The organism is Actinomyces sp. HMSC065F11 (genome assembly GCF_001813085.1).
Lineage (GTDB): Bacteria > Actinomycetota > Actinomycetes > Actinomycetales > Actinomycetaceae > Gleimia > Gleimia europaea.
Genome location: NZ_KV811484.1, coordinates 311,746 through 325,460 on the forward strand (window position 1 = coordinate 311,746; position 13,715 = coordinate 325,460).

At 59.8% G+C, this 13,715-nt stretch carries 15 protein-coding genes; 7 read left to right on the forward strand and 8 right to left on the reverse strand.

What is annotated here, in order from left to right; all coding sequences use genetic code 11:
* Nucleotide 1 precedes the first annotated feature (1 nt).
* From HMPREF2891_RS08725 to HMPREF2891_RS08735, 3 genes are read left to right on the forward strand one after another with little or no spacing between them, the layout of a single operon-like run.
* Nucleotides 2-769 (forward strand): cellulose synthase operon protein YhjQ/BcsQ, encoded by a 768-nt coding sequence (locus HMPREF2891_RS08725; protein WP_222566289.1) that lies wholly within the window; start codon nt 2-4, stop codon nt 767-769.
* Nucleotides 759-1,928, forward strand: a complete 1,170-nt coding sequence (locus HMPREF2891_RS08730) for a TadA family conjugal transfer-associated ATPase (RefSeq protein ID WP_070665055.1) — start codon at nt 759-761, stop codon at nt 1,926-1,928. Before HMPREF2891_RS08725 ends, HMPREF2891_RS08730 begins: the two co-directional genes overlap by 11 nt.
* The gene (locus HMPREF2891_RS08735; protein WP_070665056.1) at nt 1,929-2,975 is read left to right on the forward strand and encodes a type II secretion system F family protein; all 1,047 of its coding nucleotides are present in this window, start codon (nt 1,929-1,931) and stop codon (nt 2,973-2,975) included.
* A gap of 11 nt (nt 2,976-2,986) precedes the next feature.
* Here the strand turns inward: HMPREF2891_RS08735 and HMPREF2891_RS08740 are convergent, their stop codons facing one another.
* Genes HMPREF2891_RS08740 through HMPREF2891_RS08760 form a run of 5 tightly spaced genes read right to left on the reverse strand, consistent with a single transcriptional unit; the run spans nt 2,987 to nt 7,942 of the window.
* Nucleotides 2,987-3,802, reverse strand: a complete 816-nt coding sequence (locus HMPREF2891_RS08740) for a DeoR/GlpR family DNA-binding transcription regulator (protein WP_070665059.1) — start codon at nt 3,800-3,802, stop codon at nt 2,987-2,989.
* Between the two features lie 10 nt (nt 3,803-3,812).
* Nucleotides 3,813-4,859: a zinc-dependent dehydrogenase gene (locus tag HMPREF2891_RS08745; protein ID WP_070618669.1), complete on the reverse strand. Its 1,047-nt coding sequence runs from the start codon at nt 4,857-4,859 to the stop codon at nt 3,813-3,815.
* Nucleotides 4,856-5,647: a class I fructose-bisphosphate aldolase gene (locus HMPREF2891_RS08750; protein ID WP_070618666.1), complete on the reverse strand. Its 792-nt coding sequence runs from the start codon at nt 5,645-5,647 to the stop codon at nt 4,856-4,858. The genes HMPREF2891_RS08745 and HMPREF2891_RS08750 overlap by 4 nt, the downstream gene beginning before the upstream one ends.
* Nucleotides 5,648-5,655: 8 nt before the next feature.
* Nucleotides 5,656-6,450, reverse strand: a complete 795-nt coding sequence (locus HMPREF2891_RS08755) for an aldo/keto reductase (protein WP_052038999.1) — start codon at nt 6,448-6,450, stop codon at nt 5,656-5,658.
* 13 nt (nt 6,451-6,463) lie between these two features.
* Nucleotides 6,464-7,942, reverse strand: a complete 1,479-nt coding sequence (locus HMPREF2891_RS08760) for an FGGY-family carbohydrate kinase (protein WP_070618663.1) — start codon at nt 7,940-7,942, stop codon at nt 6,464-6,466.
* 155 nt (nt 7,943-8,097) lie between these two features.
* Between HMPREF2891_RS08760 and HMPREF2891_RS08765 the strand changes: the two genes are divergently transcribed.
* The 4 genes from HMPREF2891_RS08765 (at nt 8,098) to HMPREF2891_RS08780 (ending at nt 10,217) form a co-directional block, all read left to right on the forward strand.
* The gene (locus tag HMPREF2891_RS08765; protein ID WP_070665061.1) at nt 8,098-8,961 is read left to right on the forward strand and encodes a Cof-type HAD-IIB family hydrolase; all 864 of its coding nucleotides are present in this window, start codon (nt 8,098-8,100) and stop codon (nt 8,959-8,961) included.
* Nucleotides 8,962-9,144: 183 nt separating this feature from the next.
* Nucleotides 9,145-9,384: a DUF4244 domain-containing protein gene (locus HMPREF2891_RS08770; RefSeq protein ID WP_102218256.1), complete on the forward strand. Its 240-nt coding sequence runs from the start codon at nt 9,145-9,147 to the stop codon at nt 9,382-9,384.
* The gene (locus tag HMPREF2891_RS08775; RefSeq protein ID WP_146002528.1) at nt 9,377-9,721 is read left to right on the forward strand and encodes a TadE family type IV pilus minor pilin; all 345 of its coding nucleotides are present in this window, start codon (nt 9,377-9,379) and stop codon (nt 9,719-9,721) included. Before HMPREF2891_RS08770 ends, HMPREF2891_RS08775 begins: the two co-directional genes overlap by 8 nt.
* Before the next feature lie 19 nt (nt 9,722-9,740).
* Complete coding sequence (locus HMPREF2891_RS08780; protein WP_070665063.1) at nt 9,741-10,217, forward strand: Rv3654c family TadE-like protein; 477 nt, start codon at nt 9,741-9,743, stop codon at nt 10,215-10,217.
* A gap of 29 nt (nt 10,218-10,246) precedes the next feature.
* Here HMPREF2891_RS08780 and HMPREF2891_RS08785 read toward each other — a convergent pair whose 3' ends face one another.
* From HMPREF2891_RS08785 to HMPREF2891_RS08795, 3 genes are read right to left on the reverse strand one after another with little or no spacing between them, the layout of a single operon-like run.
* Nucleotides 10,247-12,730 carry a DEAD/DEAH box helicase gene (locus HMPREF2891_RS08785; protein WP_070665065.1) on the reverse strand — a complete coding sequence of 828 codons (2,484 nt, stop codon included), beginning with the start codon at nt 12,728-12,730 and terminating at the stop codon, nt 10,247-10,249.
* A gap of 2 nt (nt 12,731-12,732) precedes the next feature.
* A complete protein-coding gene (locus tag HMPREF2891_RS08790) occupies nt 12,733-13,203 on the reverse strand; it encodes a YbjN domain-containing protein (protein WP_070665066.1) in 471 nt (156 codons plus the stop codon).
* The gene (locus HMPREF2891_RS08795) at nt 13,200-13,679 is read right to left on the reverse strand and encodes a YbjN domain-containing protein (protein WP_186822325.1); all 480 of its coding nucleotides are present in this window, start codon (nt 13,677-13,679) and stop codon (nt 13,200-13,202) included. Before HMPREF2891_RS08795 ends, HMPREF2891_RS08790 begins: the two co-directional genes overlap by 4 nt.
* Nucleotides 13,680-13,715: the final 36 nt, after the last annotated feature.

Genomic DNA, 13,715 nt, shown 5'->3' on the forward strand with positions numbered 1-13,715 from the left:
CGTGTTTTTGAAAGTGGAAGACCAGGCCAACGAGGTTGTTCGCGTCCTGCAGTTGATGGGGCACACGTTCGAGTGGTTTGGCGAAAGCGTGCCGAAACCGGGCGATTTATTGATTGTTGAGGACGAATCGGGACCCACAGGGGTGCGGCCCGGCGTGAATGTGGTGCGCTTGGGCGTGGACGTTGTGCTGCCCGGGGGAGAAGCCCAGCTGATGAGGATCATTGACGCTGGTTTTGCCTCTGGCAGGTTTGCGACGGTCGTTTTTGCAGGGGTGCGCGGAGGGGTAGGAACAACAAGCGCGCTGGCCCGCACTGCAAAAGGGCTGAAGCATGAGTCGGTTTTTGTGCTGGATTTGGGTGATGATCCAACGCTACGCGTAGCTTTGGCTGATACGCGCGTGACGCTGCTGACGTGGGATGACGTGAATATTTGCGAGGACGTGGTGCTATCGCGCTTGCCCCGTGGAATCCTCGCAGTTGTGGGGGCTAATGGTTGCACCCCTCCTCAGATAGCGGAGGTGGCGCCGCTTGTACGCGCCTTGCGCCGCGTGGGTCCGGTTCTGATTGATGCGGGTAAATGGACCCGTCAGGCGGCCCAGTTTTGTGCGCGTGAGGACGCCCGCCCGGTGCTACTAGGTAAGGTCCGGGCCGCGCGCATTCAGGTTGAGGCTGCGCGGCAGCGCCTGGTTGATTTCGGCCTTGCAGACCGTGCGGTTTGGCTTCCAAAAAACCCGAAGCTAAAGGATTTGGAGGTGGCTTGTGCGCGCTAGGGATCTACAAAACCGGATTGCGCGCGGAGAAGTGCCTGCCAAAGCGGTTGGACAGGCGGCCTCCCCGCTGGCGGGGGCGAGCGCATTGGTTAGCTCCGCGTGGACCTTGGACGCAACTATCGCCGGGCCCGGCCCGGCTCTCATGGAGTTGATCTCGCAAGAGGGGGTTAGCGACGTCCTCGTGAATGGAACCTCGGTGTGGGTGGATCGGCGCGGACGTATGGAGCGGGCGCAGGTTGATTTCTCTTCTTCGGCGCAGGTGCGGGAGTTAGCGGTGCGCATGGCGGCAACTGCGGGCACGCGTTTGGATGAGGCCATGCCGATTGCGGATGGCACCCTGCCCGACGGCACGCGCTTGCACGCGGTTTTGTCTCCGCCCGCGGTTGGCGGGCCACTGATCTCTTTGCGCACAAAACGGCGCAAGTCTTTCACCTTGGAGGAGCTACGCCAGAACGGCACGTGCACGGCGCCAATGTTTGACGCGATTGTGGGGCTGGTTGAGGCGCGCGCAAACGTATTGCTGTCGGGCGCGACGGGCACGGGCAAAACAACGCTGCTGTCTGCGATTTTGTCGAAGGTGGATGCGGGCCAGCGCATCATTTGTATTGAGGAGGTTCCCGAGCTTTCTCCCACTCATCCGCACGCGGTAACGATGTGTCAGCGCGGGGCGAATGTGCAGGGTGAGGGCGAGGTGAGCTTAGCGGATTTGGTGCGCGCCGCGATGCGAATGAGGCCGGATCGGTTGGTGCTAGGTGAATGTCGCGGGGCGGAGGTGCGCGACGTCCTCACTGCTTTCAACACGGGCCACGAGGGCGGGTGGGCAACGATCCACGCGAACACTGCGGAGGATGTGCCAGCGCGCTTGGTGGCGCTTGGAGCGCTCGCGGGGATGGCTGATTCAACCGTGCACGCGCAGGCGGCTGCGGCGTTGGATGCGATTATTCACGTGGAGCGCCGCGCTGATGGCAAGCGCGAGGTCGCTCAGATAGCGGTGGTGGAGCCTGGCACGTCACTGCGGGTGCTGCCGGCTTTAACCCTTGCGGGCAGGGGGTCGGGGTTCGCGGCTCTGCAGGCGCGTCTTCAGGCCGGGGGAGTATCTACTCTTGGACCAGCCTCTATTGCTACGGATATGGCGAACCGCCCGGCGGAGGTCGTTTAGATGAGCGCGTTGGCCGCGGCGGTGTGGACGCTTTTGTTCGTGCTTTTTGCTTCATCGTTGGTGGTTCGCAGGCGTAGGGAGCAGCGAGCGTTCACCGCTTGGAAGGGCACGGGGGAGGTGGAACGAAAGCCTGCGGAGCAGGTGTCGGCTGCGATGTTACTTGCGGACGTGGTGGCGCGTTTGCGTTCGGGAGCGGGCGTGGAGGCGGCTTGGCGCGGCGCGATTCTAGACGCGGGTTTGCCGTGGGGCGGGATGGATAGTCGGGGCGTTCCACAGTTGCCCAGGCAGTTACGCGGATCGGCTCCGTCGGTGGAGGCGGCGTGCCGGTTGACGCATCAGATTGGGGCGCCGCTGGCCCAGATTTTGGAGTCGATTTTGGAGACGATTGATGAGGTCGATGCGGCGAATCGGGATCGGGAGGTGGCACGGGCCGGGCCGGAAACCACGGCGAAGTTGCTGACCGCACTGCCTCTTTTAGGCGTGGTGGCGGGGTTTGCGGTGGGTGTGGATGTGGTGGGGCTTTGGTTTGCGGGCGGCGTGGCAACGGTTGGCCTGATTGTGGGGGCCATGTTTTGGGTGGCGGGCGTGTTGTGGGCGAAGCGGTTGATTGCGGCGGCGTCCCAGGAGGGGGAGCGGATTGACCCGGTGGTGCTGGTGGATCTGCTGGTTGCCAGTTTGAGTTCGGGAGCGTCCATTCCGCATTCGCTGGATGCGCTGGGGGTGGCTTGTGGGGAGTCTCAGTTTGAGCGTTGCGCAGCTTTGCTTCGAATTGGCGCGCCTTTTGATGCGTTGCAGGAGCAGGTTAGCGAGGATGCGCTACCTATCGTTGCGGCGTTGCGGCCGGCGTGGACTTTTGGGGCGTCGCCGATTCCAATGTTGCGGCTACTTGGTGGGCGGATTCGGGCAACGAGGGCGGCCAAGGCGCGCGGTGAGGCGCAGAGGCTAGCTGTGCGCCTCGTCCTCCCGCTTGGGTTGTGCCTGCTTCCCGCGTTCGTGGCAATCAGCGTGGTGCCGATAGTGGCATCAATAACCCTGCCCGGGTTTTAGGGAGGCAACACCTACGCGTCGGCCGGATCGTCCTTGTCGTTTTGCTCGGCAGTTTGGGGCACGACGATCAGTTCGGTGTTGGATTCGCGGCAGATTTCCAGTACGGAACGCGATGGTTCAACGTCGGTAATCAGGTAGTCGAAGTCGCCAAGTTCAGCCGTTTTACACAGTGCGCGGCGAGTGAACTTCGTGTGATCAGCCACCAGAATCCGAACCTGCGCGGCCTGCAGCATCGCCTGTTTCGTTTCCGCAACGTAATCGTACGGGTTGTACACCGCTCCGTCGGTGATGGCCGTGTCGGACATTAGGCAGAAGTCGGCACGGAACCGCTCCACCTCGGCAACTGTGCGCGCCCCATAAAACGAGTTTGACCACGACGAATAGCGTCCACCCAAGCAATGTAGCTCCACCATGGGGGCTCGCCCCACCGCCTGCACCACGGCCAGAGAGTTTGTGATGACCGTAAGCGGAGAGCGCCCCGTCAGTTCGTGAAGCGCAGGCAGACACGAGGAGGAGTCGTCAATCATTAGGGATGAAGCACGCGGAATCAGTTCGCTAATCACCGGGGCAAACGATTCCTTAACCTCGGTCAAAATACCGGATCGGAGCATGGAGGAAAGGTCTACAACTGTTGATTCCGCCGGCTCCACGTACCCGCGGCCCAGACTAACCAGCCCTTCGCTGACCAGCTGGGAGACGTCGCGATAGACGGTGACAACGGAGACGTCGAGGAGCTCTGCAAGCTCCTCGACGTCTAGGCCGCCAGCTTCGAGCACGGCGCCTACCAGCCGAGCTTTCCGGCGCTCTTGTGCACTTAGCTTTTTCAAACAGTCCTCATTACTTCTTGTGCGGGACTACCGCCACCTTGATTCCGGTGCCATTAGCCGCCACGGTAATAGCTTCATGAACGTCTGCGAGCTCAAACGTGTGAGTGTGCAAAGACTTCACATCTATTTTACCCTCACCGATAAGGCGTAGCGCTTTTTCATGCGCTGCACGGCCCGCGTTGGACGCGCCGGTGATAACGAGTTCGCGATAGTGAATGAGGTTCGGATCGATCTGCGCTTTTGCGACCTTAGAGAAGCCCGCGAAAGCGTTTACGTGACCGCCCTTGCGCATGCACAAAAGCACGTCCTCAACAAGTTCAGGCCTGCCAATGCAGATCACGCCAATGTCTGCGCCTTCTCCGTCGGTCAGGTTTTTACAGAACTCAGCGAGGTCCGTCTGCGTGGGGTCCACAGTGTGTGTGGCACCCATCTTCTTGGCGAACTCGCGCCTCGACTCTGACGGGTCAGAAACAATGATGTTGCTGGCTCCTGCCAGGCGGCACACCTGAGTGTGTAGCAAACCGATCGGCCCAGCACCAGCAATGAGAACGGTGTCTCCAATGCCGGGCTGGTAGTTGTGCGCGCCATTAATCACGCAGCCAAGTGGTTCGGCCAAAGCAACCTCAACGGCACTTAGATGCGAGGGCGCTTTAAACACGCCACCTCGTTGCAGCGCCTCGGCGGGGATGCGAATGTATTCAGCCAGGCCGCCGTTAATCCCGTATCCGAAGATTTCAGAGTCGGTGCACAGGTGTTCCATTCCGCGGCGGCAGTAGTAGCACTGCCCACACGGCACGGTTGGGAGGACGCCTACCAGGTCTCCAACTTCGAAGCCTTCAACTTCGGAGCCAACCTCTTCAACGTACCCAGAGATTTCATGTCCGAGGACGATGCCAAGGTCGATGCCCGCGGTCTTCTCACCGCGGAGAATGCGCCCATCCGTGCCGCACACGGTGTTTGCTCCCACGCGGAGAACGAGGCCGTCGGTACCTGCGCTAGGCTTCTCAATTTCTCTTAGTTCGAGCTGTCCAGGTCCTGCAAAAACCGCGGCTTTCACTTGGCATCACCGTGAACAATCGCAGAGAGTTCCTTCATGACGCCAGCCATATCTTCTACCTGCCAGACGTTGCGGCCGTAGATCAGGCCGCGAGCGCCCGACTCGATGGCCTCGCCAGCTAGGCGGCTAACTTCACTGCGGTCAGCTGCGGAGCCGCCGAGAGTAAGAACAGGAATGTTACCAACCTCTTCAATCAAAGTGCGTTCAGCTTCAACATCGCCCACGTATTCGGTCTTGATAGCGTCAGCACCGATCTCAGCGGCAATGCGGCACATCTGGCGCAGGAGCTTGGGGTCCTTTTGGTCTTCGTTTTGCAGGCCCCACAGGGTTGCTTCAACAATCACGGGCAGGCCAATCTGGTGAGCTTCCGCGATGAAGTGAGCAACTTCCTGCACGTTGTCGTAGAACATGCCGTCAGCAGCGGGGCGTCCGATCAGGTACATGCATACGGCGGTGGCGCCAAGTTCAAGGGCCTCTTGAGGAGTGGTGAGAACCCGGTAGGCCTCTCCCATCTCCTTCTTCATGTTCGGGTCCAGGGTGGTCCAGTCTACGCGCAGGATCGGTTCGGGGCCGCCGCGCCGACCAAACAGGTGTGCTCCCTGCTCAAGCATTCCGCGGTTTAGGAGGATACCCTCGGGGTTGCCCTCAACGATTTTCTCTAGCAAATCTACGGGATTGCCCAGCCCGTCGGGGATTGGCAGAGACTGGCCGTGGTCGAATGCCACAATGAATGACCTGTTGGTATCGCTGTCAAAAATTCGTGATAGTCGAATGTTCTTGCCGGTCATGTTTTCTCCTAATATTCTTCGTCTACTTCGGGGTCTTTACCGAGTCGGCCAACTGCGATCTGATCGAGCGTGCGCATGTTGTTCTCGCTAAGTTTGATGCGCGGGGCCGAAAGATTGTCTTTCCATCTGTCTGGGTTTGCGGACTTAGCTACCGATGAGATTCCGCGGGCAGAAGCCCACGCGATGCACACTGCCGCGGGCGAGCAAGAGTGCTCAGCGGCAATCTTCTTGACGTCAGGGTGTTCAAGAAGGCCTTTGCCTCGTCCAATAACTCCCCAACCTTGCGGTGCAATGTCGTTTTCAAGGCAGAAATTCACGAGGTCGATTTGCGCAAACCCAGGGTGTACCTCGAACTGGTTCACTGCCGGGTATTCGCCGAACTCCTCGCGGATTTTTTGTAGGTGCGCGATGGGGAAGTTGCATACGCCAATGTTCTTGATGAAACCTTCTTCACGTAGCTGCATGAGCGCCTCGTAAGACTCGAGGTAGAGCCCTAGGCGCGGTAGGGGCCAGTGAATGTGGTACAGGTCGATGTAGTCCAGCCCAAGGTTTCGTAGCGTGGCAAAAAATGCGCGTCTAGCCTGCTCTAACCCTTGGTCGCCACCGCGCAGTTTCGAGGCAACAAGTACCTCTTCTCGCTCCACGCCGGAGTTTAGGACGCCTTGCCCTACTCCATATTCGTTGTGGTAGCGCTGCGCGGTGTCGACCATACGGTAGCCGTCGCCAATTGCACGTGCTACGCAAGTGGCTGCGTGCGCGTCATCTAGCTTCCATGTGCCATACGCAACGGCTGGAATTTTCATACGGGTTTTCTCCTTATCGACGCTGAATGTCGGCAAGCTTGTGGCTCATCGGAGCCGTTGCCGGGTACAGGTCGAGGTAGGTTTGGAACATTTCTGAGTAGAGCTCGAGGTTGTCCTCATTTGGCACGATTTCGCGCTCGGCTCGGTTCCAAACGGTGGTTTCATCTACGCATCCGGCTGCCATTGCGGCTAGTAGTGCGTCACCGTAGGAGGCGCCGATCGTTACCTCGGGGATGTACTGCTTAATGCCGATAATGTCGGACATGATTTGAGGCCAGAGCCCGCCGGTGGTTCCGCCGCCAACAGCCCAGTATTCGGTTGCTTGGCCGCCGCAGCCCCGGATCGTTTCCAGCAGGTGGCGAGAACCAAATCCGGTAGCTTCAAGCGCGGAGCGGTAAATGTCGCCCTGCTTGTGTGTAAGGTTCAGGCCGGCCAGAAGGCCGCGCGCGTCCGGATCTGCAATAGGTGTGCGTTCGCCCGAGAAGTAAGGCAACATGATCAGGCCGTTCGATCCGGGTTTGGACTGCGCGGCCATCTCGGAAAGCTCGTCATATCCGAGGCCGGTGAGTTCGCTGATCCACGTGGTGAGAGAGCCGGTGGTTGACATGCCGCCCGATAGGTTCGAGGTGCCTTCGAGCAGGCCTGCGCAAGACCACAGCGACGGGCCCTCGAGAGCACGGTCCGAGATCTGTACTGCCACCATGGTGGAGCCGTACATCAGCATGACTTGACCCGGCTGGCGCACGCCTACCGACAGTGCTTCAACGAAGGCGTCAACGGAGCCTACGGCCACGGGTGTTCCGGGGCGGAGGCCGGTGATGCGAGCAGCGTTATCGGTGATGCGGCCGGCAATCTCGTTAGACCACATCAGGCGCGGCATTGGAAGATCGCCGCAAATGTCCTCGACCCACTCATCTACCCAGTCGTTGGTAAACGGCGAGTAGAGAGGCTCGCACATGGATGCGGCCAGGTGGTCTAGTACGTATTCGCCCGTCAGGTGGAACACGCAGTAGGTGTGTGCCATCAGGAAGCGGCGAGTCTTGGCCCAAACCTCGGGCTCGTTGCGCTTAACCCATTCGATCTTCGGACCCACGGACTGGGACGTCATGCCGTTGCCACACTTCTTCAGCACGGCCTCTTCGCCGTAGCGTTCGGTGAGCTCGTCAATTTCCTTAGAGGAGCGGGTGTCAACGCCGTAGAGGATTGCGTTGCGCAGCGGCGTGCCGCGCTCATCAGCGGCGAGGAACACGGGGCCGATGCCCGAAATACAAAGACCTGCTACGTCGCCCTTCGCGCGGGTTGCGAGTTCGCGGCAAATTTTAACAACGTCGGACCACCACACTGCGTCCGCATCGTGTTCTGCCCATCCGGGCTTGGGGAATGAGGTTTCGTGCCTAACTACTTCCGAGTAGAGCACGTTGCCCTTGGTGTCTGAAAGCACGCCTTTAGTGGAACCGGTGCCAATATCAATGCCTATAACTAGATCTGCCATGGCTTTAATCTCCTTTGACCTTGCCAGCCATCGTTGATCGCTTGTTGCATTCAACGCCACTAAGTTATCAAGAAAATGATATATGCGATACTACTTTTGAGAAAAAGCTTTAGAACTTTCCAATTCGTTGCCAAATTTCACCTATACTCGGCGCTATGAAGCCTGATACCCCATTTGTTGGATCCGACCTAGACTCTCTGATTCGTCTGGCCCGCGCCATGGGGCGCGTGGACGCGATGGCATTTGACGTGGACGGCACGCTTGCAGACGCAAGCTCGTACGTTCCAAAAAGCACGATCAGCGCGCTGGCCCGCCTCGCAAATGCCGGTGTTCAGCCAGTAATCATCACCGGACGCGTGTACCCGGCCGCCTCGAAGATTCTTCATGACGCGCACTGCCCGGGCATTGTCGTAGCCTCAAACGGGGCGGTAGTGGGCGACTGCGAAACAGATGAAATCTTGTACCAGCACCCTATGGAGCCGGAGTTTTCGCGCGGCCTCATAGATCTTGGCCGTAAGCACGACCTGTCGATCACGCTGTTCCTGTTCGATTCCATGGTTTCTGATCGCGACGACTTTTCTGCCCGGTTCTTGAAGGATGCGAATGAGGGGTTGGCCGTGCGGATTGAGGACATCGATCAGATTGATCCGGACCTCATTTTGAAAATCATGTACGCCCATCCCGATCCGCAGGTGCTTGACCAGCTGACTCCGGAGCTTCTTGAGCGTTTCCCGGATTTGCAGCGGTCTTTGAATAACTACTTTGAGATTGTTTCGCCCGGCGAAGGCAAGAAGAAGGCGCTACACATTGTGGCGGACAAGCTGGGTTGGGACCTGGAGCGTGTTGCTGGATTTGGTGACGGCGGCAATGACGTGCATTGGATGCCTGAAACCGGCTGGCCCATCGCGATGGAGAACGCGCGCGATGAGGTGAAGGCGATCGCTCGCGGCGTCATTGGCCACCACAACCACGGGGGCGTTGAAAACTTCATTGACGCCTACCTGCACGTGCACGGCTAAACGTAGTTTTGATTGTTGAGGCCGCCTCGAGCATCTGCCGGGGCGGCCTTGCCGTGTCCCTAGGTTGAAAGCTACCCACAGGTCCGGCAAACCGGGGCGTGTCCACAGCGCCTACAAGGTGGCCTCGAATCCGGATTAAGGGTGCGAGAAAGTTCCGGTGACATATCGAGAAGGAGGGAAAATATGTCACCACAAAAACGAATTTCCATGCGGATGTTCGCGCCCTATTGGCAGGGTCGTTCTATGCGCGGAGACATTGATGGCGCGCGGCGTGATTTTGATGAGGGTGGTTTTGTTACCGCGGAATACGCGGTGGGTATTTTGGCAGCGGTCGCGTTCGCTGGAGTTTTGCTGGCGGTACTGAAGTCCGGGGCAATCAAGTCGATGCTCACGTCAATCATCCAGTCGGCGCTCAGTGTCTAGGTTGAAGGGCGAGGCGGGGATGGTGACGGCTGAAACCGCGGTTACTATCCCCGCACTTCTCGCAGTTTTTGCTCTGATGATTGCAGGAGTGTCAGCCGCTACTAGCCAGGGTCAGGCATGCCACGCGGCGCGAACAGCTGCTCGGGCAGTGTCCGTTGGCATGAGTGACGCGCAAGCGTCCAGCTTGGCAGTCCAGTCGGTTTCACGCGAAGCAAGCGTGTCGATCGCGCACGCGGGAGCCGGCGCCACGGTAACCGCGGCGATGTCTGCGGGCACCCTAGCAGTGCCGGTTCGGTGTGAGGTTTCCGTGCAAAAAGAGGCCAGCTTTGCACCGTGATGAGCAGGGAGGGGCGGCTATGAAAGCGGCGAACACGGCTGCGCTCACACGGGGCGGTAGCCAGCGTGTGGCCCGCGGATTACCTGCTGCGGCGCAACATTGGGCTTCTAAAAGGCGTGCGCACAGCGAGGCGGGCAACGCCACTGTGAGGGCGATTGCGGTTGTGACAGCTCTGGTAATGATTGCGGCCGTGGCGGCACTTGCACTTGACGTTTTGGCCGCAAAAACTAGGGCGCAGGCGGCTCTAGACCTAGCCACGTTAGCTGGCGCGTCGGCATTGATCGATTCAGTTGGCGCTACCTACGGGGCTGATCCGTGCGCGGTGGTGAGCCAAGTGTGTGCAAGCAATGGCATCGCGCTGACCAGTTGCGTCGCTGACGGGCTCGACGTTGTTACCGCAGCCAGTGTGCGGGTGTCCTCATATGACGTACATGTGCGCTCGCGGGCGGGCCCCAAGAACCCGCAGGTGATTAGCCAAGTTCAGTTTGACCATTGATGATGCGGCTTAGGCAACGCGGGCCCGGGCTAGGCGGGGCAGTGCTCGATCAGATAGCGCAAGAGGGTGCGGGCTCCTGATTTAGACAGGGGTTCGTTGCGGTTGCCACACTTGGGTGATTGCACGCAGGAGGGGCAGCCGTCCTCGCAGGGGCAAGCCTCAATCACGTTAAGGGTTGCCCGCACCCACTCGTAGGCATTCTTCCAAGCGTGCTCGGCAAAACCAGCGCCCCCGGGGTAGGCGTCGTGTACAAAAACCGTGGGCATGCCCGTCTGTTCGTGGTCGGCCGCCGATAGGCCGCCTAAATCCCAGCGGTCACACGTTGCTAGCAACGGCAAAATGCCGATAGAGGCGTGCTCTGCCGCATGCAGAGCGCCGGGCAGGTCCGCGGCTGACACTCCGAGCTTCGCGGCCACGGCCTCGTCGATCTGCCACCACACGGACATGGTCAGGAGCTTTTGTACCGGCATGTCCAACCTGGTGTTCGAAATGAACTGCAGGCCGGGCAGACGCAACGTGTCAAAGTCGGTGACTTGGGAAGACACTTCCACTTCACCAAAACTCCACGTAACCGCACCATCGCTCCAGGTATCCGCGGCGTTCAGGATCTGCACGCGCGACTGCACGGTTGGGCGAGTGCGCAAGTCGGTCACCACCGGGCGCACCAAAGCCACGCGGGTGCCGCCCGTAGCTGCGCTGGTTGCGCCCGAACCAGTGCCGCTCAAAGTACCACCCGCAACTGCGGGCTGCGAAGTCAGCTCGGTGACTTGGAAGGTGCGGCCTTGATGCACGTAAATCGCCCCCGGATGCACTTGCGCGCTAGCCTGGTCTGATGCAACGGTGCCAATCACGGTGCCCGTGGCTTCTTCCACCACCTGCACCTCCATTGCGCTGCCGCGCAACTCCGTCAGGTCGTGAGCGCGCATCGGTAGCGCCACGTTCCAATACCATCCGCTTGGGCGCCTACGCAGGTAACCCTGCTCCGCCAGCGCGTCAAAAACCGTTGTCGACTCCAGCCCAAACAGTTCCAAATCCGCCTCAGTTAGCGGAAGTTCGCTCGCCGCCGCGCACAGGTGCGGTGTCAACACGTACGGGTTTGCCGGGTCAAACGTGGTGGCCTCGGCTGCCTCTAAAATCAGGTTGGGATTGTGGATGATGAATGAATCAAGCGGATTATCCGAGGCAATCAGCACCGATACTCCGTGTGCGCCGGCCCTGCCCGCACGCCCCACCTGTTGCCACAGCGATGCGCGCGTGCCCGGCCAACCGGCCGTGATCGTCGCGTCCAGGCCAGAAACGTCAACGCCGAGCTCCAGCGCGTTAGTGGTTGCCAGCCCGGCCACCGCGCCCGTGCGAAGCGAGGTTTCTAAAGCGCGACGCTCCTCGGGCAAATATCCGCCGCGATAAGACGCCACTTTAGACATCAACTGCGGCGCCCGCGTTGACAGTACATCCCGCGCCTTAGCCGCAACAGATTCCGCGGCCGCCCGCGAGCGCACAAACGTCAGCAGTTTTGCGCCGCGTTGCACCATTTCGACCATCAAGATAGCGGCCTCCGAGGTAGCAGACCGGCGCTGCATGCCCGCTAAGAGCACGCGGGTTTCCTCCCCCTCGGCCTCGATGGCAGCAAGGAAGTCTTCAATCGGAACGTCTTTGGGGGCCATGAATGCCGGCTGCCACAGCACCAGGTCTTTCGGGCCGGACGGTGAACCGTCTTCCGTCACCCACACGACCTCGCCCTCGTGAACGCCAATCAGGTTCGCGGCCGTGCGTTCGGCCTCGGATACGGTTGCAGAAAGCATGATGACAGTTGGATCCGCGCCAAGATGGCGGGCAATGCGTAGCAGGCGGCGCACAACGAGGGCGATGTGGGCTCCGGTAACGCCGCGCCAATAGTGCATTTCGTCGATCACTATGAACCGCAGGCCAGAAAGCAGGCGCGTCCACCGCTCGTGACCGGGCAGGAGGACGTGGTGCAAATAGTCCGGGTTTGTGAGGATTACGTCGGCAAACCCGCGGGCCCAATCCTTCGCTTCGCGAGGCGTGTCCCCGTCAGCCGTGCCGATGCGCACCGAAAGAGGCTGCTCGCCACCTGCAATCACGGTCTGCAAATGTTGTAACTGGTCCGCTGCCAGCGCCTTCGTTGGTGCCAAGTACAAGGCGGTGGATCGGTGTCGCATCTGCGAAAGACGAGTGCCAGAATCCTCCTGGATCGCAGACAGGATGGGGAGCCAAGCGGCAAGTGACTTGCCCGAGCCCGTGCCCGTAGAAATCACGGTATGCCAGCCCTCGTAGGCGGCTGTGGCGGCCTGTGCCTGGTGCGACCACGGCCGCCTAATTCCCATCCGCTCATAACTGGCCACCACGCGCGGATGCGCCCACTCGGGCCAATCAGTTAGACGCTCCTCGCGCCCCGGTACGGTAAGGGTGGAAACCAGGCGGTCACTGGTGCCCGCAATCGAAGACAGTGCGCCCAGCAGGCGTTGCGCCATTGACTCCGCCTGCCCGCCCATCGCTAGTTCGCTAACTGCGTTGCAACGCCCTTAGCTATCGACTGCATGAAGTTGATGCCATCCATGCCAGAGGCCACGCCAGCGGAAATGTTATCCACCAGCTGCTCCTCGTTCATGCCCGCATCCACCGAGCAAATATAATCCGCACAAACCTCAATCATGCCGTCGCTTACAAGCGTGTAAATCGTGGGGAAGTAGCGTTCCCGGTTCCACTGGTCCGCAGCCGTGAACAGTGTTGCCATCGCCTGCATCGACATTGGCAGATCCGTCTTCCACAAAATCCGAACCGACAAGAACTTACCCGCGGTGGTGAAAGCGAACTGGAACGGGAAGCCCGAGAAGTTCGCCAGGCCAAAGTCCTCCTCCTCGAACACTTCAAACGAGGTCCCCATCGACTCAACCGCTTGCCCGATGCGCTCAAACGTTACCGGCGCGGGAACCTTCGGGTCATCTGATACCACGTGCAAAGTCATCGGCCGACCTCCTCTTCATCGCGCGATGCATCAACGAGGTGGGGCAGTGCTTTTTCTAAATCCTGGAAGTAGCCGAGCACCATGGTAAGTGCCGTCTCGTAAAAATCTGTCAGTTGCGCCTTTGTGGCACCCTTTGAAATCACGAGGCTGGCCTCTGCTCCCACGCTGAACTCGGCGGCCTCCTTTATAGGAACCAGATAGGCTTTTGGGCCAGAACGCTGCACGTTACACGCGTGCACCTGCTGAGTTAGTAGCCCAAAATCGTCCTCGGACTTTGAAACGCCGCGCCAAAGTCCGCGAATCTGCAGGATTGACGGCGACGAGAAGTTTACAAAAATGAGGCCCGTCTGCGCCGCAAACACGAACTCGTGCTCACCATTTTTGTGAATGTCGAACCCATCTTCTGAGTTATCAAGCTCGCACAGGAAATGTCGGACGCGTTCTGGTGTCACTAGCGATGGGATTTCCGCCGTCACTGCCACTCTCCTCGTATAAGCCTCAAACTCTTTGAT